We start from the raw sequence: 26,650 nt of genomic DNA on the forward strand, positions 1-26,650 counted from the left end.
GGTTTTTTCACTTTATTTCTTCAAACAGTTTATATTTTGGAATAAAAAATGTATATTTAAGTCATTGAATATCAGACCAAAAATGAACAGAATCGATTCATTAAAAATTCATCAAGTTGAACTCATCAAGAAATACAAAAGTCTCGTTGAACAGGCTTATAATTTTCGTCAAACGGATTCTGCGCTTAGCGACATCTCAGAATACAGAGCCATTAAACTACTTAATAAGCTCAATAGATTAAAATATCTTCATAGAGAACAACAGCAAAAAGCTGTATAATTTTTATCATTTCTTTAACTTTTCTTGCACATCTATAGAGACAGTAGCGCCGTAACTATAGTAAATAAATATTACAGACATGAATACAATGATAAAAAATCACCAGAAGAAATTAAAAAAGAAGTATAAACAACTTATAGAATTAGCCTATAATTTAAGACAAAGTGATGCTTCATTAAGCGACGCTTTAGAGTACAAAGCAATTCTTTTACACAATAAAATTAACAGATTAAAATACCTTAACAGAGAGCCATCTCAATCGCTATTTTAAATTTCATAATTTTTTAACCTTTTAATTACATCTAAATTAAAGGTTTACACGTACTTTATATAAACTAAAAGAACGTTATGAAAACACATTTTTGTAGAGTTGGTAAAATAAAGCCCAACTTAAATAAGCTAATAAGCTTAAACAAACTAGAAAACAGAATAGCAAATCTTGTTGAAGATAAAACTAAGATTGATTATTCTGAAGATTTGAACGGAGCGATTTAAAATAATGAAACGCTTTTACAAGTCTTGAACCGTACCAAGAAAACATTTCTCCATCCGCTAGCATAATTGTGGTTTTGGGAAAGTGTTCTTGCACCTCCTTTATGTGCACTTCCTTAAACGGAAATGGTTCTGAGGACAACAGTATTAAGTCAATTTTTAAATTTTGACCTTCTACTTTCATATCTATTTCTGGATATCTTGTTTTTTCCTTAAAAACATTTTCAAATTTATTCAATTGGAGCAAATAATTAATAAACGTTTTATTTGCTGCAACCATCCACGGTGCCTTCCAAATAAAATAGCCTACTTTGAGGACTGGCATATTTCTAGTAAAATATTGAAATTCATCAACCTCTTTTTCAATAGCTTCAATTATTTGAGAAGCTCGCTTTGCCTTATTAAATATAGCTCCATAAACCCTTGTTAACTCGAGACTATCTTTAATACTATAAATATCAGAAACATGCACAGTGCAAATGGACTGGCACACCTCAACAATTTCCCTGGTATTTTCCTCCTTATTACAAAGAATAATATCTGGTTGAAGGTTTTTTATTTTATTGATATGAATTTGTTTCGTTCCACCAACCACGGCTACCTCTTTTCGTATATGTCCCGGGTGTGCGCAAAACTTTGTAACGCCAACCAATGACCCTTGTAAACCTAAATCACAAAGTAATTCGGTCTGACTTGGAACCAATGAAACAATACGTTTTGGAACTTTTTTTAAAGAAATAGTTCTGTTTAACTGATCTTGGAGTTTCATTATTCTAAGATTGCCACGTCGTGCTTCCTGACAATGATGTTGATTAACTTAAAATCTGCGCCATCTCCTTTTGAAGTTCTTCTGCTTTTCCTGCAGCAGCACTCGCAAAATCAGTCCCTTTAGAAGCATAAATTATACCTCGAGAAGAGTTAATGAGTAAACCAATGGAATCGGTCATACCATATTTACAAACGTCTTGAAGATTACCACCTTGAGCACCAACACCAGGAACTAATAAAAAACTATCAGGAATGATTTTTCTAATATCTCCCAAGTACTCAGCTTTTGTAGCCCCTACAACGTACATTAGGTTTTCAGAGTTTTCCCAAGTTTTAGAAGTTTCCAAAACTTGTTTATAGAGTTCTTTACCCTCAACAGTCTTTGTTTGAAAATCAAAAGCACCCTGATTAGACGTTAACGCCAAAAGAATAGTATGCTTATTTTCAAAAGCTAAAAAAGGCTCAATAGAATCCTTACCCATATAAGGAGCAACAGTTACAGAGTCAAAAGCTAAATCTTCAAAAAATGCCTTAGCGTACATGGTGCTCGTATTCCCAATATCACCACGTTTAGCATCTGCAATGGTAAAAATTTCTGGATGCTTATCATTCAAGTAATTAATGGTCTTTTCCAAGGCTTTCCAGCCTTTTAAACCATAAGCCTCATAGAAAGCTGTATTTGGTTTATAAGCAACACACATATGGTGTGTTGCATCAATAATGGCTTTATTAAAAGCAAAAATAGGATCTTCTTCGCTTAAAAGATGCTCCGGAATTTTATTCAAGTCCACATCTAATCCAATACATAAAAAGGATTTCTTTCGCTTGATTTCTTGTACGAGTTGGCTTGTAGTCACGTATTATATTTTAAATCTGATCATTATTAGCCTTCAACTTCTCTGTATTTTCAGCCAATTGTAATTCATCAATAATTTTTTGAATATCTCCATTTACAATATTGGACAGATCATAAAGGGTCAATCCTATTCTATGATCTGTAACACGTCCCTGTGGATAATTGTAAGTTCTAATTTTCGCACTTCTATCACCACTAGTTACCATTGTACCACGTAATGCAGCGTCCTCTTCCATCTTCTTAGCCAATTCTAAGTCATATAATCTTGAACGTAATACTTTAAACGCCTTCTCTTTATTTTTATGTTGCGATTTCTGATCTTGACACTGAGCCACTAAGCCTGTTGGAATATGTGTCAAACGTACTGCAGAATATGTCGTATTTACGGACTGCCCACCAGGTCCTGAAGAACAGAAAAAGTCAATACGAACATCTTTAGGGTTAATTTCAACATCAAATTCCTCGGCTTCAGGAAACACCATAACCGTAGCAGCACTCGTGTGCACTCTACCCTGAGTTTCCGTTTGAGGAACACGCTGTACTCGATGTACCCCGGCCTCGAACTTTAAAGTACCATATACATCCTCCCCTGTAACTTCAAATTGAATCTCCTTAAAACCTCCGTTTGTACCTTCACTAAAATCAACTGTATCAACGCGCCATCCACGACCTTCACAGTATTTTGTATACATTCTAAATAAGTCTCCGGCAAAAATACTAGCCTCATCACCCCCAGTTCCTGCACGTAATTCTACAACAGCATTTTTAGCATCTTCTGGATCTTTAGGTATTAATAGCACTTTTATTTCTTCTTCCAATGCTGGGATTCCCTCTTTAGCTTCATCATATTGCATTTTGGCCATGTCTACCATTTCGGCATCACTACCATCTGCAATTATTTCTTCAGCTTCGGCTAAATTATTAGTCAGTTCAATATATTGCTCACGTTTTTCCATAAGAATACGCAAGTCCTTATATTCTCTATTTAACTCAACATACCGTTTTTGATCTGTTATGATATCTGGTTGAATAATTAAATCACTAACCTCATCAAAACGTTGTTTCACTATTTGTAATTTCTCTAACATCTGCCTTTTTTAATTGGAAGTCAAAAATACGATAATTTATGAATTTTTAATGATTGCAATCCGCCCTAATAGCACAATAATAAAATAACTTTTAACATTAAGCGTTATTACAGTTACTTATGCGGCAATTGATTGCAATTTTCTTTTTTTACAGACCTTTTCTCATTTGGTCTATTGGCATAAACCTATTTTTTTTGTCCGTACACTTTCATGTTATCCCTATTCTACTAATTAAAATAATTCTGATTGGTTTTTTATGGTACATTTTAAACGAAACTGATGGTAAGCGCAAACTTATTTTTTACAAAAACTTGGGCCTTTCAACGTTTAAGCTATTTTCTTTGGTATTCATTATAGATGCTATCTTTTCGTTACCTTTCTTACTTATATTGCAAGAATTTATATGATCCTAGAAATAGATAATGTTGAGCTTTATTTTAAAGAAAAATGTATTTTACAAGGCATTTATTTAAAGGGCGAAATAGGACAGGTTACTAGCATACTTGGTAGCAATGGCTGTGGAAAAAGCTGTTTATTAAACATTATTTTTGGAAATTTAAAACCGAAGTACAAACTGATACGACTAAATAACAAGCCTATATTAAAACCGCTATACCGAACTAAATTAGTAGCTTATTTACCTCAGCACCATTTCATACCGAAGGCCATGAAACTAATACTAGTTTTCAAAATGTTTAACATAAACTGGTACGATTTCATCATTTATTTTGAAGCTTTCGAAATTTACAAAAATCATAAATTTGGAAATTTATCAGGTGGTGAACGTCGGATTGTTGAAACCTACATCATTTTAAGAAGCCATAGAAAAATCATATTACTTGACGAACCTTTTTCTCATCTAGCACCTCTACAAATTGAAACTTTTAAAAACATAATTTCTGAGGAAAAACATCAAAAAGTCATCATTTTAACCGACCATATGTATCAACATATTATTGATGTTTCAGACCATCTTTACCTCCTTAAAAATAGACACATCAAACCTATTAAAGATTTAAAGGATCTAGAAGATTTCAAATATTTAAGCACAGGTAGTTTAAACTAAATAAAAAAGGGAACCTTCAGGCTCCCTTTTTTAGTGAATAATACTTAAAAAAATTATCCACATTTAGAAGAACCACAATCTTTACAGGTTAAGCATCCTTCTTGGTAAATTAAATTTTTAGATTTACAATTATCACAAGCTTGCCCTTTGGCTTTAGTACCATCGGCAACATAACGTTTTAAGGCCCGACCAACGCCATTTTTCCAGGTGTTTATTGACTCACTATCTAATTGCAAACTATTTATTAAGTCCACAATATTATCAATAGGCATTCCGTGACGCAACGTACTAGAAATTAATTTGGCATAATTCCAAAATTCGGGATTAAACTTATGAGATAAACCTTCAATTGTGGTCTTATATCCTCTTGTATTCTTGTATTGAAAATCATAACGCGATGCGCCTTGTTCATCCCTATTTTTAATAATCAATCCTTTATTTACCCATCTTGGAATTAAAATACCATCTTCATCATCAACTAAACCGGTAAAAACCTCATATGGTTTGTCATCAATTAATCCAATAAATGCAATCCACTTTTCTTTATTATTTTGAAAACGCACAACGTCTGCTTCCAAAATCTGTGGTCGCTTTATAGGGAATGCGGTAAGCTTATCTTCTAACTGGTCTTCCTTTTTCTCTTCATTAGAAATTAAAACCCCAGAACGCGAACCATCTCTATATACCGTAACGCCTTTACAACCTACTTCCCAAGCTTTCATGTACAATTCACCCACCAAATCTTCAGACACATTGTTGGGTAAATTAATAGTCACACTAATGGAATGATCTACCCATTTTTGAATAGCACCTTGCATACTAACCTTACTCAACCAATCGACATCATTAGAGGTTGCCCCATAATAAGGCGATTGCTTTATAAGTCCATCTATTTCTTCTTGTGAATAATTTTTAGAGCTATCAATTCCATTGACTTCCATCCATTGTTTGAATCTATGATGGAATACCACATATTCTTCCCAAGAATCCCCAACTTCATCAACAAAATCAACCCGAACTTCTTTATCATTAGGATTCACCTTTCTTCTTCGCTTATAGACAGGCATGAATACGGGCTCAATACCAGAGGTAGTTTGAGTCATTAAACTAGTCGTTCCGGTTGGAGCAATAGTTAAGAGCGCAATATTTCTTCTGCCGTATTCCAACATTTCATAATACAATTTACTATCAGCTTCTTTCAACCTTTGAATAAAAGGATTATGCTTTTCGCGCTCGGCATCAAATATTGAAAAGGCCCCACGTTCTTTTGCCAAATGTACTGATGAACGATAAGCCTCAATAGCTATAGTTTTATGAACTTCTAATGAGAATGCATTTCCAGCTTCACTTCCATATTGAATACCTAATGCAGCAAGCATGTCCCCCTCAGCAGTAATACCTACGCCTGTTCTCCTACCTTCTTGGGCTTTTTTTCTAATATTCAACCATAAATTATGCTCAGTCGCCTTCACTTCATCCAACTCGGGATCTGAATCAATTTTCTTTAATATATTATCAATTTTCTCAAGTTCTAAATCAATAATATCATCCATTATTCTTTGCGCAATGGCGACATGCTTTTTGAATAATTCAAAATCAAACTCAGCTTTATCCGTGAACGGGTTCTCCACGTATGAAAATAAATTAATAGCTAACAATCTACAAGAGTCGTATGGACACAATGGTATTTCACCACATGGGTTGGTAGACACTGTTTTATAACCAAGATCAGCATAACAGTCAGGTACTGATTCATTAATAATAGTATCCCAAAATAAAATACCTGGTTCAGCAGATTTCCATGCATTATGTACAATTTTTTTCCAAAGCGCATTAGCATCAATAGATTTCGATACTTTTGGATCAGCACTAAACACAGGATATTTTTGCGTATATGAGTCTCCATTTTTAACAGCCTGCATGAAATCATCATCAATTCTTACAGACACATTCGCGCCAGTAACCTTACCTTGTTCTAATTTTGCATTGATAAAATCCTCTGAATCCGGGTGATTTATAGACACAGATAACATCAATGCTCCACGCCGACCATCTTGCGCTACTTCTCTAGTAGAATTTGAGTAACGCTCCATAAAAGGGACAAGTCCCGTAGAGGTTAAAGCAGAATTTTTTACTGCTGATCCTTTTGGACGAACATGAGACAAGTCATGTCCAACCCCACCGCGACGTTTCATAAGTTGCACCTGCTCTTGGTCAATTTTCATGATGCCTCCGTAAGAATCTGACTCTCCTGAATTACCAATAACAAAACAATTTGACAGAGAACCTATTTGAAATGGGTTTCCAATACCAGCCATAGGGCTCCCTTGTGGTACAATATATTTAAAGTCTTTAATTAAATCAAAAATCTCTTCTTCTGTATAAGGATTGGCATATTTTGCTTCAACGCTTGCAATTTCCCTGGCAATACGCTTGTGCATATCATTAGGGGTTAATTCATAGAGATTTCCTTCTGAATCCTTAAGCGCATATTTATTGAGCCAAACACGAGCTGCGAGGTCATCATTTTTAAAGTATTTCAGTGATGCCTGAAAAGCGTCTTCTTGAGAATAAGTTTTAGAGGGTTTTTGGGTAAGTTTTACTTTCATTGATCGTTTTAAGTTTTAAGCGGGTTACATTATTAGCGAAGCCTAAATAAACCATAAATATACAACTTAAAACATGACATAAATCATAAAGTTTACACCTAAAAACAATCAACACACTGATTTACAGATGTTTAATTATTTATCAACACAAAAAAGTTAACAAATAAATCAAATAAAATTTACATTTTTAAAAATCAAAAGCTATACCAATACCCAAAAACTGCTTCCACTGCACTTTAGCACCGGCCTCATCAAACTCCCCTTCAATTTCTGAAGGTTTTTGCGTTTTTACATCATCATCATACCTTAAATGCGAGCCAAAAGTAGCTTTAACAAAGCTATTTACTTTAAAGTTAAAATCTAACCGCCAATCCACATCAATATTACCAAACTGATTTAAGTAGTCAGAATACAAACTCAATTGGTTTTTAACATCAATATTTTTAGCCAATTTCATCTCGTAACTATTGGTAAGTAGTATCCCGAATTCCTTCCTAAATTGTTCTCCAGGAACAAGTATATTACCTTCGTCATCATACTCCGCAGGTCTAACACCAAAAGAACCAGCGTTAGCCAAAACTTCGTCTAACACAAAAGTTCCTTTTAAAGTTAAAGGGGAAAAGTAAAAAGACAATTCTTCCATATTTCTACCATATTCAATACCCCCTCCAAAAAACACATACCCAGGAGCCATAAATTTTGAAATGGGCTCATCTGTATTTGGATACTTATAACCATTGGTCAATTGGGTCCTAAAGTTAAAACGCGCCATATAGTACCAATTAGATCTATCGTCAGAGTGATATCCTAAATTAGAGTTCACCTCAAATAAGTCATCGGTTTTTCTAGCTTCTTGATCCTCTTGGGCATTGACACCATAACGCAAATGAGCATCATTATTCCAGACAAAGAATTTATCCTTATAATTCAACTTGGTTTTTAAATCTATAATACCCGAAATAGAATTTGTACCACCCGCATTCCAATTTACAAACACGGCTTCATTAATTAAGAAAGCAGCTCTATTCTCATAAATCCATTGCGGACCAGTGTACTCACTTTTTTTTTCTTTAATAAAAAGCCAATTGGGCTGCCCAAAGGAGGCGGAGTAAAAGAAAATAAAAACAAGAATTACAAGGGACCTCATCATAGGCTAAAATTAATTTTTACAAATCACCTTATTATCAAGAATTATTCCATTCCAGCAAAAAAGAGAATTAATTTAATACGTAAACTCTCCAAACTCAGATTTTATTGTAAGTTTTTTATCTTTTGAGGCTTCAACTCTACCAATTATTTGAGCGTCAACATTAAATGATTTTGAGATTTGAATAATTTCTTCGGCCACATCTGGCGACACATAAAGCTCCATCCTATGTCCACAATTAAATACTTGATACATTTCTTTCCAATCTGTTTTAGACTGCTCTTGGATTAATCTAAACAATGGCGGTATTGGAAACATATTATCTTTAACAATATGAAATTGATCTACAAAATGAAGAATTTTTGTTTGAGCACCACCTGAGCAATGCACCATACCATGTATTGCCTCACTGGAATATTGGGATAGAATCTTCTTAATAATTGGTGCATAGGTACGTGTTGGTGACAACACTAACTTCCCAGCATCTATAGGAGAGCCCGCAACAGCATCAGTTAATTTTACACCACCAGAATAAACTAAATCTTCTGGAACAGCAGAATCAAAACTTTCTGGATAGCTTGCAGCTAAATACTTACTAAACACATCATGACGCGCAGAGGTTAAACCATTACTACCCATTCCCCCATTATATTCTTTTTCATAAGTAGCTTGACCAAAACTCTCTAAACCAACAATGACATCACCTGCTTGAATATTTGCATTATCAATAATATCAGAACGTTTCATTCTTGCGGTTACCGTAGAATCTACAATAATTGTTCTTACAAGATCTCCAACATCTGCAGTTTCTCCACCTGTTGAATGAATGGTTACACCAAATGATTTCAAATCCTCAAGTAACTCCTCTGTACCATTAATAATTGCAGAAAGCACTTCGCCAGGAATCAAATTTTTATTTCTACCAATGGTAGAAGACAACATGATATTATCAGTGGCACCAATACACAATAAATCATCAATATTCATAATTAATGCATCCTGTGCAATGCCTTTCCAAACTGAAATATCACCAGTTTCTTTCCAATACATATATGCCAAAGACGACTTTGTTCCAGCACCGTCAGCATGCATCACCAAACAATACGCATCATCATTTGTAAGATAATCTGGAACAATTTTACAAAATGCTTTAGGGAACAGCCCTTTATCTATGTTTTTAATGGCATTGTGCACATCCTCTTTTGATGCAGAAACACCGCGCTGGGCATATCGTTTTGAAACTTCTTGACTCATAATATTTTATTGTAATGCAAAGAAAAGGAATATTTTAAAAAGTAATCGTTTTTAATCAAAATATGAGCGTCAATTTATCAACGAGTTTTCAAACAAAACCAATCCGTCTATTTAATCAAAAAAAAGAATAAAGGTATTGTATTGACACCGCTCTCCACGCTACAACTAGCTGAACAAAGCTATATTCAAGAATAATTGACAGAAGAAAAAACTAAGCGTGTATAAATTTAATTCAACTCTTGATTCTTGGTATAGGCGCGCCATTTTTCAACACAATTTTGCATATCCTCTGGCACGGGCACTTCAAATCGCATAAACTCACCTTTTGTAGGATGTTCAAATCCTAAGGTTTTTGCATGTAGGGCTTGTCTTGGCAATACTTTAAAACAATTGTCTACAAACTGTTTGTATTTAGTAAAGGTGGTTCCTTTTAAAATTTTATCACCACCATATCGTGCGTCATTAAAAAGCGTATGACCAATATGCTTCATATGCACTCTAATCTGGTGCGTGCGTCCGGTTTCAAGCTTACAAGAAACCAAGGTAACATAACCCAAACGCTCTAACACCTTATAATGCGTAACAGCAGGCTTACCTCTATCAGCCTCATCATCAAAAAAAACTGTGTTTTGTAGTCTATTTTTAGGGTGACGACCAATATTTCCTTCTATTGTCCCTTCATCTTCACTCATATTACCCCAAACTAAGGCAACATATTCGCGTTCACTTGTCTTATTCGCAAATTGCGCCGACAAATGAGCCATAGCATTTTCGGTTTTAGCAACCACTAAAAGACCACTAGTATCCTTATCAATCCTATGCACCAATCCAGGGCGCTCACTGGAATTATTAGGTAATTTATCAAATCTATATATCAAAGCATTTATCAGGGTACCAGAATAATTACCATGTCCAGGATGCACAACAATACCTGCAGGTTTATTTACCACCAGCAAATCATCATCTTCGTAAACTACATCAAGATAAATATCTTCACCTACTAATAAATTTTCAAATGGTGGATGTTTAAAAAGTACCCGAATTTTGTCTTCTGGCTTGACTTTATAATTCGATTTTACAGGCGCATCATTCACATAAATACTTCCGTCTTTAGCAGCCGCCTGAATTTTACTTCGCGTTGCATTTTCAACAAAATTCATTAAATATTTATCAATACGCAAAGGTGCCTGCCCCTTATCTACAGTAAAAGCATGATGTTCATAAAGATTATCTTCGTTTGGTAATTGCGGTGTATAGTCATTCATAATTTAAGGCCTTTGCCCATTACCAAGTTCCAAATCTATAATTGCAGTTTTAGCTAACTTATCTCCAGCTTTAATTTTTTTTCCTTTATGAGATAATTTCAAAACAATGTCCTTTCCTATATTGTCAACATAGGTGATTTTTCCAATTTTAAAATCCAACGCTTCTAACGTAGGTTTTACTTGACGAAATGTTTTATCAATTAATCCTTCAGGAATTATCATTTTTCTATACCCAGATGGATTCAGGGTAATATATATTTTTCGATCTTCTTTAACTTTAGTACCCGCTAGTGGTTCTTGCTCTATAACTGAAAACTTAGGGTAATCCGGATTATAATTTGCCGAATCTTGAATCTTCATAACAAGCTTATTATCTTGTAAGGCAACCTGAGCCACACTAATAGACTTTCCTTTTAAATCTGGAACGGTCTGAAACTGGCCATGATTTGTGGATACGTTTAACCACTTTAACAACACAAAACATATAACCACAATAGCCACTACTGCTAATAGTATTTGTTTTAAAAAAGTTTTACTCGTTATAAATTTAATCAGACTCATTTATAGAATTTTCTGTTAGGCAAATATATAAAAACAGAACTGTTTTTTGTTTTGCAATATATATGATATTTTAGCTCGACTTATAATAAATACGCTTTATTATGGGTTTTAGATTTTAAATAAATTAATAAGCATATAAAAGGTTACCTGTTTAAAGGGAATCCCCTAATAGTAAATTCAATGAAAAAAAACATTGCAATCATTATGGGCGGTTATTCTAATGAATATAAAATTTCATTAGCTAGTGGAAATGTGGTTTACGAAACCCTAGACACCAATAAATACCAAGCATACCGCATCCATATTTTTAAAGATAAATGGGTTTATGTTGACAACGAAAACATAGAGTTCCCCATTGACAAAAATGATTTTTCAATACATATTGACGGCTTAAAAATCACCTTTGATTGTGTTTTTAATGCAATTCATGGCTCCCCTGGTGAGGACGGCTACATGCAAGGCTATTTTGAATTGCTAAACATTCCTCACACCAGTTGCAATATGTATCAAGCCGGTGTAACTTTTAACAAACGAGATTTACTCAGCATATTAAAGCCTTACGGTATTAAAACTGCTGAATCGTATCATCTAAACCTCGGTGAATCATATAATGAAGACACCATAATTGGCAAGGTAGGCTTGCCCTGTTTTGTGAAAGCCAATAAAGCAGGAAGTAGTTTTGGAGTCAGCAAAGTCCATGAAAAAGAAAAATTGAAACAAGCAATTGATGTTGCTTTTCAAGAGGACAATGAAATTATCATTGAGTCTTTTTTAGACGGTATTGAAGTTTCTGTTGGTGTTATTACATACAAAGGAAAAAGTAAGGTACTCCCTATTACAGAAATCGTTTCAGAAAATGATTTTTTTGATTACGAAGCAAAATACCTTGGCAAATCTCTAGAAATCACGCCAGCTCGACTAACAAAAGAACAGGAAGTTAAAGTTACACATGTGGCAAAAAAGATATACGAAGTATTAAAAATGAAAGGTTTTAGCCGAAGTGAATTTATTTTTAAAGAAGGCGAACCTCATTTATTAGAAATGAATACTGTTCCAGGCCTAACACGAGAAAGCATTTTACCTCAGCAAGCTGCAGCAGCAAACATTTCGTTAACCGATTTGTTTGACAATGCCATTGAAGAAGCCTTAAAATAATTAATAACTATCTTTGAAATATCATCAAAACATAAATAGACATCACATTACTGGAAACATAAAATATGCACTATGAAGCGAGCTTTATTTCCGGGATCTTTTGATCCCCTAACCTTAGGTCATCTTGACATAATTACCCGTGGCGTCACGCTGTTTGATGAAATTATAGTAGCCATAGGTGTCAATGCTGAAAAAAAATACATGTTTTCACTGGAGGAACGCATAAAATTTATTGAAGACACTTTTGCTCATGAAGCTAAAATAAAAGTGGTAGCCTATGAAGGCTTAACAGTAGATTTTTGTCAAAAAATTGATGTTTCATTTATTTTACGTGGTTTAAGAAATCCAGCAGATTTTGAATTTGAAAAAGCCATCGCGCATACTAACAGAGATTTAGCACCAATTGAAACAGTATTTTTATTAACTTCCGCCGACACTTCATATATTGCCTCCAATATTGTACGTGATGTAATCAGAAATAACGGCGATTATACCAAACTAGTACCAGAAGCTGTTAGAGTACAATAATTCAACATGGTCTTAGGCAACCAGAAACAACCGCATGATAGTTTATTAGTAAATCGTTTTTGAAAACTCTTTTACCATGAACCGTTTAAGGAAAAATAACCTATAATAAAAACAGCCTTTTTGATAGGAAAATCTAAAACTTATATTCAGAAAGTCCTTTGGTAAAGGCTTCCGGATTTTCAGCCAAGTGATACCTAGGATCATCAATATCTTCTACGATAACCTCCCTAAATTTAGGGTTAGACTTATACAATAGAATTTTACAATCTTCACTTAAATGCTTTAATTTTATCTTTTTACCCGCAGCCTCATATTTACTAACTAAGTTAAAAATAGCTTCAATAGCTGAATGATCACTAATTCGAGACTCTACAAAATCAACCTCAACATGTTCTGGATCATCTTTAACATCAAACTTCTCATTAAAAGCAATAATAGAACCAAAAAATAAGGGACCCCAAATTTCATAGACCTTAGTACCATCTTCACGTACACGTTTACGCGCTCTAATACGTTTTGCATTTTCCCATGCAAAAACTAAAGCCGAAATAATAACCCCAACAAAAACGGCTATAGCTAAGTCAAAAATAACTGTAACTGCAGACACAACAACCAAAACAAAGGCGTCCGATTTAGGTATCTTTCGCATGATTCTAAAACTAGACCATGCAAAAGTCTCAATAACCATCATGAACATAACCCCAATTAATGCTGCTATGGGAACTTGCTCGATTAATTTATCAGTAAATAAGATAAAGGTTAATAAAGTAAGCGCCATCATAATTCCGGATAATCTTCTACGGCCACCAGCTTTAATATTAATTACCGTCTGACCAATCATACCACAACCTCCGGTACCTCCAAAAAGCCCAGACATAATATTACCAGCTCCTTGTGCAATACATTCGCGATTTCCATCGCCCCTAGTTTCAGTAAGCTCATCCACTAAGTTCATTGTCATTAAAGACTCTATCAATCCAACGGATGCCGCCAAAAAAGCATAAGGCAAAATAAAACTAAGTGTATCAAAATTAAAAGGTAACTTTTGCCATAACTCAACATTAGGTGTAGGGAATTCCCCTTTTAAACCCGTACCTCCTCCTTCAATAATATAAGAACCAACGGTTGAAACATCCATATTAAAACCAACCACAATTAATGTCGTTACCAATATAGCTGTTAAGGCTGCAGGAATTTTAGTGGTAATCTTAGGCAATACATAAATAACACCCATGGTAAGTGCCACTAGGCCAATCATGATGTATAATTCAGTACCACTCATAAAAGTACTAACATATTCTTTCACGCCCTCTGGAGATATATGTAATGTTTTGTGTGAAAACATTTTAACTTGTGCCCAGAATATCACAATAGCAAGACCATTAACAAATCCCATCATAACAGGATGCGGAATCAATCTTACAAACCGTCCTAGCTTAAAAACTCCTGCAAGGATTTGAATAACCCCCATTAAAACAACACAGGCCATTAGGTAGAAAAAACCCATATTCTCTATAGGTTGATCAAATAACATTCCTTTTGTATGACCTTCAGCAATCATGCCAACAAAAATTACGGCAACTGCTCCTGCCGCTCCTGAGATCAATCCGGGTCTCCCTCCAAAAATAGCGGCTACTAATCCAATTATAAAGGCTCCCGAAAGCGCCATTAAAGGATCTATTTGAGCCACGAAGGCAAAAGCCACAACTTCAGGCACCATTGCCAATGATACAGTAATCCCAGCTAAAATGTCATTTTTAGCGTTTGCTGTACGTTTAATTATAAATTCAGTCATGGTTGTTTTTTTGAAGGTGCAAATTTACGTTTAATATATTGACGTGCAAGAAGAAGTAATATAAATTATGACACATTCAATCACTGTAAATCAAAGATTGCTTATTCCTGTATATAAAATCATGTAAGTTAAAATAAATCTAAACATAATAATCCTTAAATGACTTGCGGGTAATTAGTGCTCGTTATATCCTAAATATAGACTAATCTTTATCATTCCTTTTTCATATTTTTAACTTTATCTCCGAGGAACTATTATGTGATGGCTAAATTACCAGAAAAAAAAGTAAGAATTAATGCTGTTGATGCTTTACGCGGCTTCGCTATTATGGGTATTATGCTTTTACATAGTATTGAACACTTTAACTTTTACGTATTTCCGGACAAGAACACACAACCAGATTGGCTAAATAACCTAGATGAAGGTGTTTGGGACACTTTGTTTTTTATTTTTGGAGGAAAGGGCTATGCTATTTTTGCTGTTTTATTTGGTTTTACATTTAGTTTAATGTTCGCTAAACAACAAAACCTAGGCAAAGACTTTGGATTCCGATTTTTATGGCGAATGGTACTTTTAGCTGGGTTTGCTTTTATAAATGGACTTTTCTTTCCTGGTGAGGTCCTACTTATGTATTCTATAGTTGGCATCATCCTTTTTTTAGTAAGAAAATGGCGTGAAAAGGCATTACTTTTTACCTCCTTGTTTTTTCTGTTACAACCTATAGAATGGATACATTATTTTGTATATCTATTCGATAATGAATACATGGTACCACAAACCCAAATGAGTAGTTATTGGGGTTTCATAATAGAAGGACAATTAAGTGATTCGTTTTTTGAGTTAATAAAAAACAATACACTGTACGGACACAAAGTTGCTCTTCTTTGGGCGTATGGGGTTGGTCGATTATTACAAACTGCTGGGCTTTTTGTTTTAGGGTATTGGCTAGGCAAAAAGAATTATTTCAGAGATTCAGTAAAAAGTAGAATGTTTTGGAAAAAAACTTTAATGCTTTCCATACTAGCCTTTATTTCTCTTTACATGCTAGAGTTAAATATGAAAGCAAATATCACTGAAAAAATTTATAAAGACACCCTTGTTAAGGCAATTGACATGTATGGCAATTTAGCCTTTACCTTCATTTTAATATCCGTTTTTCTATTGTTATACAAAACAACCATATTCAAAAAATCAACTAACGGGTTACGTCATTGCGGCAAAATGAGTTTAACCGCCTATGTTTTTCAATCGATTGTAGGTAGTTACGTTTTTTATGAATACGGCCTAGGATTAGGTCCATCATTAGGCCATACCAAAAGTTTTTTACTCGGAATATTACTTTTTGTGATTCAGGTGTATATTTATAAATACTGGCTAAAAACCTTCAAACAAGGTCCACTAGAAAAACTCTGGCACAAATTAACTTGGCTAAAAACTAAATGAATTTATATCAATAATTTTATATTGGCATAAGAATTTTCAAGAGCCGCCAGAGCTTGATCATTATTCAACCAAGCCACTTTGGTAATACCCTCATTCTCCTGAGCATGTAATTTACCATTAAAACTTGTTTTCATTTCGAACCAATACGTCACTTTAATTCTATATTGCCCATTACGCTTGAAAATATGATAGGTCCTATCTAAAGGTTTGCTAATACTCAGACCAGTAACCCCTGTTTCCTCGGTCACCTCACGCATAGCTGTTTCTTCAATAGTTTCTTTTCGTTCTGCCTTTCCTTTTGGCAAATCCCATTTATCATTTCTATAAATAAACAATATTTCCCCGCTATCATTATAGACTTTTCCTCCTCCTGCAATGACACAAGGCAACTTTTTTAAAAATTTTTTAATGAGCTTGTCTTCATTTTTATGTATCAACCTTACTTCTTCTAAAGAAGTATTATTAAGTTTTTTTATAACCTTAGCCATATTCACTGTTTTAAGTAAATAATTCTTAAAGTTAGTTTCCTTCTCAACTATTGCAGTTAAAACAATTGGCTTATCTCCAACAAAAACTTTATACATAGTTTACCACTATTAAAAAATTGAATACGGTAAAAATATGATTTTTACCTAGACCCAAAACATTGTTGAAAAATATTTTTTTTTATCACTAAGTGGCATTCTCTAAAATTAAATTTATATGTAATTTTGCATCTATGATTTTTAACAAAAACACCGCAAAAAAAACAGCTGAAGTTTTATTACAAATTAATGCAATAAAGCTCAGTCCCAAAGAACCTTTCACTTGGGCTTCTGGCTGGAAATCACCAATTTATTGTGACAACCGTATTGTACTATCTTTTCCTCCAATACGTAATTACATCCGAGAAACTATGGCCAACCATATTGAAAAACAATATGGAAAACCAGATGTTATAGCGGGTGTAGCCACAGGGGCGATTGGGATTGGCATGCTAGTAGCTCAATATCTCGATTTGCCTTTTATTTATGTTAGACCTGACGCCAAAGGTCATGGACGTAAAAATCAAATTGAAGGCTTTATTGAAAGCGGACAAAACGTTGTTGTTGTGGAAGATTTAATTAGCACAGGCAAAAGTAGTTTGAATGCTGTAAAAGCATTAAAAGAAGCTAATATAAACGTAAAAGGTATGGTAGCTATATTTACCTATGGATTTGATGTGGCTGCCGAAAACTTCAAAAAAGAAGGCATTATGCTACAAACCCTAAGTAATTACGATAATCTTTTAGAACAAGCCCTTGATACCAACTATATTTCTCAAAAAGAATTAGAGACTTTGTCTGAATGGAATACCAATCCCAGCGAATGGAATGCTATTTAAAGCCAAATTTCTTTAATTTAGCACAAAACTCGTATAACTTTATAACAATCAAGAATTTAACAATACTATGAATTTAGAATCTCCAAAAATAAATGTTGGTAAATCTCCAGAAGATGTTTGTGCTTTTTTAGCTGATATAAAAAATTTCGAATCTTTAATGCCTGAGAATATTAGTAAATTTGAAGTACTATCAGAGGACACCTTCATATTTGCCTTAAAAGGTATGCCCGAAATTGTTTTGAAAAAGAAGGAAGTTATCCCTCCTAATAAAATAGTACTAGGTGCAGCAGGTGGAAAATTGGATTTCTCACTTGTAGGACATATTAATCAGGTAGATGATAATTCGAGCGAAGTACAATTAAGTTTTTCAGGTGATTTTAATCCCATGATGGCCATGATGATTAAAAGCCCTATCACTAAATTTATTGAAACTTTAGCTACGAATATACCTTCGTCAATCTAATACAAAAGCGTTATTTCTTTCAAATCATAATGCTGTACTACTTGATCTTCAAGTAGTACTTGTAATTTTCCCGATTTAGAAACACCTTTAATAAAACCAGAAAACATAGAACCTTCAGCATCCTTAAATGTTGAAGGTTTATTTTTTCTAAACAAATAAGATTCATATTCTTCTTTCAAAGATTTCAATTCGTTGCGCTCTAATCTTTCAAAAGTCACCTTTAAATTCTGAATGATACTAACCGTAATTTGGTCCATATCATAATCGATACCCGAAATCCTTTTTAAAGATGATGCTTGAGGTAATTTCTCAAAGTCAGTCTGATTTACATTGAGACCTATACCAATAATAGATGACTCAAACACGCCTTGTTTCATGACATTTTCAATCAATATCCCACAAATCTTCTTATTGGCTGACATAATGTCGTTAGGCCATTTTACACTTAATCGAGGTATTGAAATTAATTCTAAGGTTTTCATTAAAGCTAAAGCCGCTGTCATACTGACGTAAAAAAAGTCATTAGGACGTACTCCAACCAATCGCTTATAAACACTAAAAGTCAGATTTTTAGAAGGTTGAGACTCCCAAATAGTTCCCAATTGACCACGTCCTTGAGTTTGAACCTGAGCAACTACAGCTGTAAAATCCGATAGTGTCTCTTGAGTATATAAACGTCGTAAATAGCTATTTGTAGAATCAGTGGCATCAAGTTTGACTATACGCATGCAGAATATATTGGTTTTCTATTAAATCTTATGATTAATTTAAAGTATAAAGAACCAAAAAAATAATAACTTTGCACAAAATTTAAATAATTTAATGGCGAAAGAAAAAATTAACGCAGACGAATTAATATCAGTAATAATTAGTGGCATTGAAGATGTTAAAGGTAATGAAATAAATATTTTAGATTTAAGAGATATTGAAAACACAGTTTGTGATTACTTTATTATTTGCGAAGGAACTTCAAATACGCAAGTAAACGCTATAGTTAATTCCATACAGAAAAAAGTCAGCAAAGAGCTTAAAGACAATCCTTGGCATACCGAAGGTGCAGATAATGCAGAGTGGGTGTTAATTGATTATGTCAATGTTGTTGTTCATGTATTTCAAAAACATATTAGAGAATTTTATGACATTGAAGGCCTTTGGGGAGACGCAAAAACCACTATTATAGAAACAAGTTACTAAAACATTGAAATGGCAAAAGAAAACAAAAATATAAAAGACAAAAAACCTAAATTTAGTCCTTATTGGGTATACGGTATTCTAATTGCTGTGTTTTTAGGGTTTCAACTGTTTAGTGGCGGAAGCTATCAAGATGGAAACCTAACTACGCCATCCGACTTTTTTAAATATTTGCAAGATGGTGACGTTGAGCGCGTTGATATTGTTAAAAACACACGGGTTGCCAAAGTATTTTTAACTAAAGATGCTGAATCAAAAGAGATTCACAAAAATTCAAAACCTCAATCTTTTATACCATCTGCAACCAAATTACCCAACTATAGATTTGAATTTGGTGATTTACAGAATTTTGAAAACAAATTAAATGAATCTACAAAAGATTTAACGGACAAACCTGTTATCACTTTTGATACAGAAACCAATGATTGGGGCAACTTACTCATGGGCATCTTGCCATTCATTCTTCTAATAGGTGTTTGGATTTTTATTATGAGACGTATGTCTGGTGGTGCTGGTGGAGGCGCTGGTGGTCAAATTTTTAATATAGGGAAATCAAAGGCCAAGTTATTTGATCAAAATACAGAAGTAAAAACAAGTTTCAAAGATGTTGCTGGATTAGAAGGGGCAAAAGAAGAAGTACAAGAAATAGTAGACTTCCTAAAATTCCCTGAAAAATACACTTCACTTGGTGGAAAAATTCCAAAAGGCGCTTTACTTGTAGGCCCTCCAGGTACAGGTAAAACCTTATTAGCAAAAGCAGTAGCTGGTGAAGCCAAAGTACCATTCTTTTCACTATCAGGATCAGATTTTGTGGAAATGTTTGTAGGTGTAGGCGCGTCTCGTGTTAGAGATTTATTTAAGCAAGCCAAAGAAAAATCACCATCTATTATTTTTATTGATGAGATAGATGCCATAGGTCGTGCTAGAGGTAAAAACGCCATGTCTGGTAGCAATGATGAACGTGAAAATACCCTTAACCAATTATTAACTGAAATGGATGGTTTTGGCACCAATACAAACGTTATTGTGATTGCTGCAACAAACAGAGCAGACATTCTTGACAAAGCACTTATGCGTGCAGGTCGTTTTGACAGACAAATCTATGTTGATCTTCCTGATGTGCGTGAACGAGAAGAAATATTTGAAGTTCATTTAAGACCACTGAAAAAAGCGAAAGATTTAGATTTAGATTTTCTTTCCAAACAAACACCTGGTTTTTCTGGAGCAGATATCGCCAATGTTTGTAATGAAGCTGCCTTAATTGCTGCTAGAAATGGTAAAAAAGAAGTTGACAAACAGGACTTTCTTGATGCAGTAGACCGTATCATTGGTGGATTAGAAAAGAAAAATAAAATTATAACGCCTAGTGAGAAAAAAGCAGTGGCCTTTCATGAAGCCGGACATGCCGTTACAAGTTGGATGTTGGAACATGCTGCCCCATTAGTTAAAGTTACCATTGTACCACGTGGTCGTTCTTTAGGTGCAGCCTGGTATTTACCAGAGGAGCGTTTAATTGTGCGCCCTGAACAAATGTTGGATGAAATGTGTGCTGCTCTTGGTGGTCGTGCTGCAGAAAAAGTAATCTTTAACAAAATTTCAACTGGAGCATTAAGTGACTTGGAAAAAGTCACTAAACAAGCTAGAGCAATGGTTACCATTTATGGCTTAAGCGATAAGATTGGTAATCTTACTTATTATGATTCGGGTCAAAGTGAGTATGGTTTTACAAAGCCCTACAGTGAGAAAACAGCAGAACTTATAGACAAAGAAATATCTGATATTATTGAAGAACAATATCAACGGGCTATAAATTTACTTGAAGAACATAAAGATAAATTAACAGAGCTTGCAGAAGTTCTATTAGAAAAAGAGGTGATTTTTAAAGATAACCTCGAAAAAATATTTGGGAAACGACCTTTTGAAAAAGAGGAAAAGGTTAATTCTAAAGAAAAAACAAATAGCGAAGAGGAAGAATAGACTGAAACTTATTTGTTTTGTTAAGGTTATAGTAAAAATCTTAAATTAGTCGTAAGGTTAATTTAAGATTTTTTATATTTGATAAAGTACATAATAGTCTGGGTTAATAGCAAATAATTAAATGAGTCTTTTTAGAAAATTTTTTGGTTCCAAATCTAAACGATCTGAAGAGGAATTAAAATCTGATGACAGAGGCAGATATATGCCAGAAATAAAACTACCAATAGATGAAAGGTTTACAATAAACTTTAAAGCTAATGGCGGTAAATTCTTGTATTGCGAAAATTTAAATGAAGCCTTTGAAAACCTAGGACATATTATTGAAGAAAATGAGTGGTCTGAAGAGCAGGTCTTAGTATTAGATTCCAATCTCGACGATAAATTTAAAAGCTGTGATTTATTGTCAACTAAAAACATAAATACTTCAACTTTTTTCTTAACCACCTGTGAAAACCTCATTGCTAATGATGGCTCATTATTAATTTCATCAAAACAAATTTTTGAAAAGAAACTTCCCGAATTACCTTTTAATGTGGTTGTGTTTGCTACTACAAGTCAAATTGTTGAAAATATAGGAGAAGGACTAAGAGGAATAAAAACCAAAAACAAACAAAAAATACCTACCAATATTACAACCATAAAACATTTTAAATCTGGTAATGAAAAAGATTTTCTAAGTTATGGTAGTAGCGCAAAAAATCTCTACCTTCTGCTTCTAGAAGACTTATAGGATGAAAGAAACCCTTACCCGATTACTCTCTGGATTACTTTACGTGTCATTATTAGTGGTTTGCTTGTTTTTTGAACAGGCTCTTATTGGCCTTTTTTTTGTTTTTGGATTAATTTGTATGGGGGAATTCCTTAGACTTATTCAGCTTAAAAGCTACGTTCCTTATCTAATTTTCACCCTCCTATTTGGCATTTTTGGTTATTGGCAAACGGTTTTAAATACAGATCAGGGATTGAATGAAGCTATTCAAATCCTAATGGTACTTTCAATTTTTGTAAATCTATTTTTAATTAAAGATCTTTTTTCTGAAAAAACAATTCCATTGTTCAGCACCAAACGATTTTTGCTTACTACTTTTTATTTATCAAGCGCTTTCGTATTTTTAATATTGATTGCAAATTATTACCAAGCCTATAATCCACAGATATTATTAGGGGCTTTTATTTTGATTTGGGTTAACGATACATTCGCTTATTTAGTGGGTAAAAACTTTGGGAAACAAAAGCTTTTTGAAAGTATATCCCCAAAAAAAACAGTTGAAGGATTTCTTGGTGGACTATTCTTTTCATGCGTTGCAAGCTATTTTATCGCTACCTTTACGGAAACTTTGGGTTTTACTAACTGGCTAATATTAAGTATCATTATAAGTGTGTTCGGAACCATTGGTGATTTAATAGAATCCAAATTTAAAAGACAAGCAAAAGTTAAAGATAGTGGTGTTATTATGCCTGGACACGGTGGTCTTTTAGACCGCTTAGACAGCATTATATTTGCAGCGCCGTTCATATATTTATTTTTAAGAATACTACATTATGTTTCATAAAGAAGGTCATAAAATTATTATCATTACGCTCATATTCGTTGTGGGCTGTTTTCTTTTGGCTGATACTTACATCGGTCAAGCGTGGCTTAGAACTGTAATCATGATTGGATTATTGCTAGTCTTAATCTTAATTTTACAGTTTTTCAGAAATCCAAAACGTCATTCTGTTATTGATGACAAACATGTACTCTCCCCGGTTGATGGCAAAGTTGTAGTAATTGAAGAAGTATTTGAAAAAGAATATTTTAAAGAAAAGCGCTTACAAGTAAGCGTTTTTATGTCACCATTAAATGTGCATGTTACGCGCTACCCTATTAGTGGCAATGTTATTTTCAGCAAATACCATCCTGGAAAATATTTAGTGGCTTGGCACCCAAAAGCTAGTGAAGAAAATGAACGTACTACTGTTGTTGTAGAAAATGAAACTTACGGTAAGGTCTTACATCGGCAAATAGCTGGTGCCCTAGCTAAACGTATTGTAAATTATGCCAAATTAAACAACAAAGCTATTCAAGGTCAAGACTCAGGCTTTATAAAATTTGGTTCTAGAGTAGATTTATTTTTACCATTAGACACTAAAATAAAGGTTAAATTAAATCAAAAAGTGAGTGGTGGCGAAACCGTTATTGCTGAAAAAGGCTAATGAGCGATAAAGATTTAGACATAAGATTTCAAGAGGCCGTAGATCGGGTTAACAAACATGAAGAACCTTTTCCTGCGGACACGCTTTTAAAACTTTATGCCTATTATAAAAAAGCCACTAACGACTACAGAAAGCCAAAAAGTAAGAAGCCAATCATCAATGCGTTTAAGACAAATGCGCTTTTTCAGGCGAGAGGACTGGATGTAGATCAAGCGAAACAATTTTATATTGATTTAGTTAATAATTATTTCTTGTACAGAGAGTAAGACTCAGGCTTTTTGGTGTTTTTTTACAAGCAATGCTCTATAATTGTTAATCCCTTTTACTGTACTCGAAAGAGACTCATAGTGTTAGCCGCATTATAAATCCGATTTACATAACCAAATTTAGTATGTGTTGAATAATTTGTAACTTACAGGTTACAAATGTCGACAGCATATAACTTTGGGATTACATGAATAAAAAATAAAAATTTTATTCATACCATGTATTCCATGCTAAGGTTCTACTAATCTTATACAGAAAGGTTCTGAACGATATAAAAATCTTGAATATGATTAAAAACATATTAAAAACTGCGGTAATATTTCTAATAGTATTTTTTTATTCCTGCAAGCAGGACAACTCAAAAAACAAGCATATTAAAATTACTCAAGATACTGAGACTGTTGAAAAGGTTCCAATTATAGACCCCAAAACGCCTGTAGATGATTACGCAAAACAAAGTGTAGACGACGCCTTAGCAGAAAAATTAAAAATCTACATATCCACCCAATTTTTAAACAAAGAGGATTTAAATATCATATCAGATAATCAAAGAAAATTTCAGTTATACAAAATAGACTTAAACAATGATGGAGAAAATGAAGTTTTTATAAACTTTTTGACTTCATATTTTTGTGGCACTGGAGGTTGTACGCTTTTATTACTCAACAACAACCTCGAATTGATAACAAAATTTACTACTACTCGAACTTTATTTGTGGAACAAACATTTCAAAATGACTGGCGGGTTATAATGACGGAATCTCAAGGGAGCTGGAGAAAACTCATTTTTGATTCTGGCTCTTACCCATCAAACCCTTCCATGGAAGACATAACAAATGAGTTTCCAAGCGGACATGCGGAAGTATTATTTGATGAAATTTACAGTAAAGCAAAAACATATTTATTCTAAACCACATGCATATCATGTAGGATTCGTACCTCTTTTTGCTAAAGAAGTTCCCTAGAGATTTAATCGTCGCTTAACCTCCATTTTACTTTATTTCTTATCTTTAAGTCCATACAAGTTTAATAGTTAGGTATATGCCATACCCAAATAAATAATTATCACCTCAACAGAATGTATTACTACTAAAAGTAGCATTGAGAAATTATAATGAAAAAAAGTAAAAAACTATCTACACTTGCCTCAACAGCCATATGTGGCAATGACATAAGCTCATCTGTATTATATGTATCGGCGCTGGCCATTGCTTTTGCAGGTCAGTATGCTTGGATTACCCTTCTTATTGTGTCATTGGTTCTTTTTCTATTTAGAAAAATTTATGGAGAAGTAGTTGGAGCATTGCCCTTAAACGGCGGTGCCTATAATGCACTTTTAAATACCACCAGTAAGTCCGTGGCCTCTTTTGCAGCTACTTTAACCTTATTATCCTATATGGCTACCGCAGTCATTTCTGCAAATGAAGCCATTCATTACCTCCATCATTTAATTCCTGCGATACCCATCATTATTTCTTCTATAATTTTATTAATCTTTTTCACTCTTTTGACCATTGGCGGCGTTTCTGAGTCAGCGAAAGTGGCTATTGGGATTTTCCTTTTTCATTTAACATCTTTTGCCATCCTAAGCGCATTTATCACTTTCTATCTTTTTAATAATGGCATCAGCATATTTATTGAAAACTGGCATCTGCCCGTTACGGGAGGCAGTATTAGCAATGCCATTTTTCTTGGATTTGCAGCTTCAATGCTAGGCGTTTCTGGCTTTGAAAGCTCTGCCAACTTTGTAGAAGAGCAACAACGCGGTGTATTTCCAAAAACACTAAAAAATATGTGGATTATTGTGAGTATCATTAATCCCCTTGCGGCCTTGTTTGCTCTATCCTTATTTGCCATGCCCTTATTGCAAAGTGAGGCCTACCAAAACACCTTATTAATTGAAATGGCCTCTCATGTGGGCGGAAACTGGTTAGCTATTATCATTGCTATTGATGCATTTTTAGTTTTAAGCGGAGCGGTACTCACAAGTTTTGTTGGTGTTTCCGGACTATTAGAACGAATGGCCCTTGATCGTATTTTACCACAATTTTTTCTAAAGAAAAACAAAAAAGGAAGTTCTTACCGCATCACTATTGTTTTTCTGCTGCTTACTATATCGGTTTTACTTATCACCAAAGGCAATGTAAAACTTTTGGCTGGCGTTTATACAATTTCATTCCTATCCGTAATGGCGCTTTTTGGAATAGGTAATATTCTATTAAAAGTAAAACGGCATAGATTACCTCGCCCTGAAAAAGCAAGTTGGTTCGCAATCATTACAGCTATTACTGCGGTAATCATTGCGTTGATTGGAAACCTCATTATGCAACCTAAAGTGGGCGTTCCTAGTAATTTATCAGTGTTTTTAGAATATTTCATTCCTGCTATTATTTTGATAATAATAATGCTAAACAGAACCATTTTATTAAAGTTCTTGTTGAAACTAATTCATTCCGTTTTTGATCCTTTCAGAAGATTTGTTCTAAATACCGATAAAAAAATTATCTCTATTATTGATGATATCAATTCCCAAGAATTTGTGTACTTCACAAAAAATGATGACGTTGAAACATTAAACAAAGTCATGTTATACATTAAAAACAATGAGCACACCAAAAAAATAAAAATAGTTACGGCTACAAAACATGGTTTTGAGGTTCCTGCTCAATTTAAAAACGACATAGACGTGGTGGATAGGGAATATCCAGAGATAAAAATTGAACTTATAGAACTTAATGAAGATTTCACTCCTGAGTTAATTCATAAGCTATCAAAAGACTGGGACATTCCCATTAACTTTATGTTTATAGGATCGCCGGGGAATAGCTTCCCTTATAAAATTGAAGAGTTAGGTGGTGTGAGATTAATTATCTAATATGATGTATT

27 protein-coding genes are annotated in these 26,650 nt (G+C 33.8%); 16 read left to right on the forward strand and 11 right to left on the reverse strand.

Features of this window, described 5'->3' with window-relative positions:
• Positions 1-82: 82 nt before the first annotated feature.
• Together IE051_RS06480 and IE051_RS06485 are read left to right on the forward strand one after the other, a co-directional pair.
• Positions 83-280 (forward strand): Lacal_2735 family protein, encoded by a 198-nt coding sequence (locus IE051_RS06480; RefSeq protein WP_189359980.1) that lies wholly within the window; start codon positions 83-85, stop codon positions 278-280.
• A gap of 79 nt (positions 281-359) precedes the next feature.
• The gene (locus IE051_RS06485) at positions 360-551 is read left to right on the forward strand and encodes a Lacal_2735 family protein (protein WP_189359981.1); all 192 of its coding nucleotides are present in this window, start codon (positions 360-362) and stop codon (positions 549-551) included.
• Positions 552-734: 183 nt separating this feature from the next.
• Here IE051_RS06485 and IE051_RS06490 read toward each other — a convergent pair whose 3' ends face one another.
• From IE051_RS06490 to prfA, 3 genes are read right to left on the reverse strand one after another with little or no spacing between them, the layout of a single operon-like run.
• The gene (locus tag IE051_RS06490) at positions 735-1,541 is read right to left on the reverse strand and encodes an ABC transporter substrate-binding protein (protein WP_189359982.1); all 807 of its coding nucleotides are present in this window, start codon (positions 1,539-1,541) and stop codon (positions 735-737) included.
• A 43-nt stretch (positions 1,542-1,584) separates the two neighbouring features.
• The gene (gene pyrF / locus IE051_RS06495) at positions 1,585-2,397 is read right to left on the reverse strand and encodes an orotidine-5'-phosphate decarboxylase (RefSeq protein ID WP_189359983.1); all 813 of its coding nucleotides are present in this window, start codon (positions 2,395-2,397) and stop codon (positions 1,585-1,587) included.
• 10 nt (positions 2,398-2,407) lie between these two features.
• Positions 2,408-3,484: a peptide chain release factor 1 gene (gene prfA / locus IE051_RS06500; RefSeq protein ID WP_189359984.1), complete on the reverse strand. Its 1,077-nt coding sequence runs from the start codon at positions 3,482-3,484 to the stop codon at positions 2,408-2,410.
• Between the two features lie 403 nt (positions 3,485-3,887).
• Between prfA and IE051_RS06505 the strand changes: the two genes are divergently transcribed.
• Positions 3,888-4,550 carry an ATP-binding cassette domain-containing protein gene (locus tag IE051_RS06505; RefSeq protein WP_189359985.1) on the forward strand — a complete coding sequence of 221 codons (663 nt, stop codon included), beginning with the start codon at positions 3,888-3,890 and terminating at the stop codon, positions 4,548-4,550.
• Positions 4,551-4,603: 53 nt separating this feature from the next.
• Here IE051_RS06505 and IE051_RS06510 read toward each other — a convergent pair whose 3' ends face one another.
• From IE051_RS06510 to IE051_RS06530, 5 genes are all read right to left on the reverse strand, one after another.
• Positions 4,604-7,159: an adenosylcobalamin-dependent ribonucleoside-diphosphate reductase gene (locus tag IE051_RS06510; RefSeq protein WP_189359986.1), complete on the reverse strand. Its 2,556-nt coding sequence runs from the start codon at positions 7,157-7,159 to the stop codon at positions 4,604-4,606.
• Between the two features lie 187 nt (positions 7,160-7,346).
• Positions 7,347-8,309: a DUF3078 domain-containing protein gene (locus IE051_RS06515; protein ID WP_229796746.1), complete on the reverse strand. Its 963-nt coding sequence runs from the start codon at positions 8,307-8,309 to the stop codon at positions 7,347-7,349.
• A 72-nt stretch (positions 8,310-8,381) separates the two neighbouring features.
• Positions 8,382-9,560, reverse strand: a complete 1,179-nt coding sequence (locus IE051_RS06520; protein WP_189359987.1) for an AIR synthase related protein — start codon at positions 9,558-9,560, stop codon at positions 8,382-8,384.
• 227 nt (positions 9,561-9,787) lie between these two features.
• The gene (locus IE051_RS06525) at positions 9,788-10,825 is read right to left on the reverse strand and encodes an RluA family pseudouridine synthase (RefSeq protein ID WP_189359988.1); all 1,038 of its coding nucleotides are present in this window, start codon (positions 10,823-10,825) and stop codon (positions 9,788-9,790) included.
• 3 nt (positions 10,826-10,828) lie between these two features.
• Positions 10,829-11,386, reverse strand: coding sequence for a PASTA domain-containing protein (locus tag IE051_RS06530; protein WP_189359989.1), 558 nt, complete (start codon positions 11,384-11,386; stop codon positions 10,829-10,831).
• 180 nt (positions 11,387-11,566) lie between these two features.
• Between IE051_RS06530 and IE051_RS06535 the strand changes: the two genes are divergently transcribed.
• Together IE051_RS06535 and coaD are read left to right on the forward strand one after the other, a co-directional pair.
• Positions 11,567-12,541, forward strand: a complete 975-nt coding sequence (locus tag IE051_RS06535; protein ID WP_189359990.1) for a D-alanine--D-alanine ligase — start codon at positions 11,567-11,569, stop codon at positions 12,539-12,541.
• A gap of 72 nt (positions 12,542-12,613) precedes the next feature.
• The gene (gene coaD / locus IE051_RS06540; protein WP_189359991.1) at positions 12,614-13,069 is read left to right on the forward strand and encodes a pantetheine-phosphate adenylyltransferase; all 456 of its coding nucleotides are present in this window, start codon (positions 12,614-12,616) and stop codon (positions 13,067-13,069) included.
• A 133-nt stretch (positions 13,070-13,202) separates the two neighbouring features.
• Here coaD and IE051_RS06545 read toward each other — a convergent pair whose 3' ends face one another.
• Positions 13,203-14,864, reverse strand: a complete 1,662-nt coding sequence (locus IE051_RS06545) for a SulP family inorganic anion transporter (RefSeq protein ID WP_189359992.1) — start codon at positions 14,862-14,864, stop codon at positions 13,203-13,205.
• A 261-nt stretch (positions 14,865-15,125) separates the two neighbouring features.
• On the opposite strand from IE051_RS06545, the gene IE051_RS06550 reads away from it, so the two are divergent.
• Complete coding sequence (locus tag IE051_RS06550) at positions 15,126-16,307, forward strand: DUF418 domain-containing protein (RefSeq protein WP_189359993.1); 1,182 nt, start codon at positions 15,126-15,128, stop codon at positions 16,305-16,307.
• Positions 16,308-16,309: 2 nt separating this feature from the next.
• Here IE051_RS06550 and IE051_RS06555 read toward each other — a convergent pair whose 3' ends face one another.
• Positions 16,310-16,891, reverse strand: coding sequence for an NUDIX hydrolase (locus IE051_RS06555; protein ID WP_189359994.1), 582 nt, complete (start codon positions 16,889-16,891; stop codon positions 16,310-16,312).
• A 134-nt stretch (positions 16,892-17,025) separates the two neighbouring features.
• Between IE051_RS06555 and pyrE the strand changes: the two genes are divergently transcribed.
• Both pyrE and IE051_RS06565 read left to right on the forward strand, forming a co-directional pair.
• Complete coding sequence (gene pyrE / locus IE051_RS06560) at positions 17,026-17,670, forward strand: orotate phosphoribosyltransferase (protein WP_189359995.1); 645 nt, start codon at positions 17,026-17,028, stop codon at positions 17,668-17,670.
• Positions 17,671-17,737: 67 nt separating this feature from the next.
• Complete coding sequence (locus IE051_RS06565) at positions 17,738-18,133, forward strand: SRPBCC family protein (RefSeq protein WP_189359996.1); 396 nt, start codon at positions 17,738-17,740, stop codon at positions 18,131-18,133.
• On the opposite strand, the gene IE051_RS06570 is transcribed toward IE051_RS06565, so the two are convergent.
• The gene (locus IE051_RS06570; protein WP_189359997.1) at positions 18,130-18,861 is read right to left on the reverse strand and encodes a biotin--[acetyl-CoA-carboxylase] ligase; all 732 of its coding nucleotides are present in this window, start codon (positions 18,859-18,861) and stop codon (positions 18,130-18,132) included. The two genes, IE051_RS06565 and IE051_RS06570, sit on opposite strands and share 4 nt — an antisense overlap.
• A 94-nt stretch (positions 18,862-18,955) precedes the next feature.
• Here IE051_RS06570 and rsfS point away from each other — a divergent pair, with 94 nt between their 5' ends.
• The 8 genes from rsfS (at position 18,956) to IE051_RS06610 (ending at position 26,639) form a co-directional block, all read left to right on the forward strand.
• Entirely contained in the window at positions 18,956-19,327 is a 372-nt protein-coding gene (gene rsfS / locus IE051_RS06575) for a ribosome silencing factor (protein ID WP_189359998.1), read from the forward strand.
• A 9-nt stretch (positions 19,328-19,336) separates the two neighbouring features.
• Entirely contained in the window at positions 19,337-21,301 is a 1,965-nt protein-coding gene (gene ftsH, locus IE051_RS06580; RefSeq protein ID WP_189359999.1) for an ATP-dependent zinc metalloprotease FtsH, read from the forward strand.
• A gap of 121 nt (positions 21,302-21,422) precedes the next feature.
• Entirely contained in the window at positions 21,423-22,031 is a 609-nt protein-coding gene (locus IE051_RS06585; protein WP_189360000.1) for an LUD domain-containing protein, read from the forward strand.
• A gap of 1 nt (position 22,032) precedes the next feature.
• Positions 22,033-22,854, forward strand: coding sequence for a phosphatidate cytidylyltransferase (locus IE051_RS06590; RefSeq protein ID WP_189360001.1), 822 nt, complete (start codon positions 22,033-22,035; stop codon positions 22,852-22,854).
• Positions 22,844-23,497: a phosphatidylserine decarboxylase family protein gene (locus IE051_RS06595; RefSeq protein WP_189360002.1), complete on the forward strand. Its 654-nt coding sequence runs from the start codon at positions 22,844-22,846 to the stop codon at positions 23,495-23,497. Before IE051_RS06590 ends, IE051_RS06595 begins: the two co-directional genes overlap by 11 nt.
• Positions 23,497-23,763 carry an acyl-CoA-binding protein gene (locus tag IE051_RS06600; RefSeq protein WP_189360003.1) on the forward strand — a complete coding sequence of 89 codons (267 nt, stop codon included), beginning with the start codon at positions 23,497-23,499 and terminating at the stop codon, positions 23,761-23,763. The genes IE051_RS06595 and IE051_RS06600 overlap by 1 nt, the downstream gene beginning before the upstream one ends.
• 287 nt (positions 23,764-24,050) lie before the next feature.
• The gene (locus IE051_RS06605; protein ID WP_189360004.1) at positions 24,051-24,674 is read left to right on the forward strand and encodes a hypothetical protein; all 624 of its coding nucleotides are present in this window, start codon (positions 24,051-24,053) and stop codon (positions 24,672-24,674) included.
• 204 nt (positions 24,675-24,878) lie between these two features.
• Positions 24,879-26,639 carry an APC family permease gene (locus tag IE051_RS06610; RefSeq protein WP_189360005.1) on the forward strand — a complete coding sequence of 587 codons (1,761 nt, stop codon included), beginning with the start codon at positions 24,879-24,881 and terminating at the stop codon, positions 26,637-26,639.
• Positions 26,640-26,650 lie beyond the last annotated feature (11 nt).

This window comes from Algibacter mikhailovii (genome assembly GCF_014651495.1).
Taxonomy (GTDB): domain Bacteria; phylum Bacteroidota; class Bacteroidia; order Flavobacteriales; family Flavobacteriaceae; genus Algibacter_E; species Algibacter_E mikhailovii.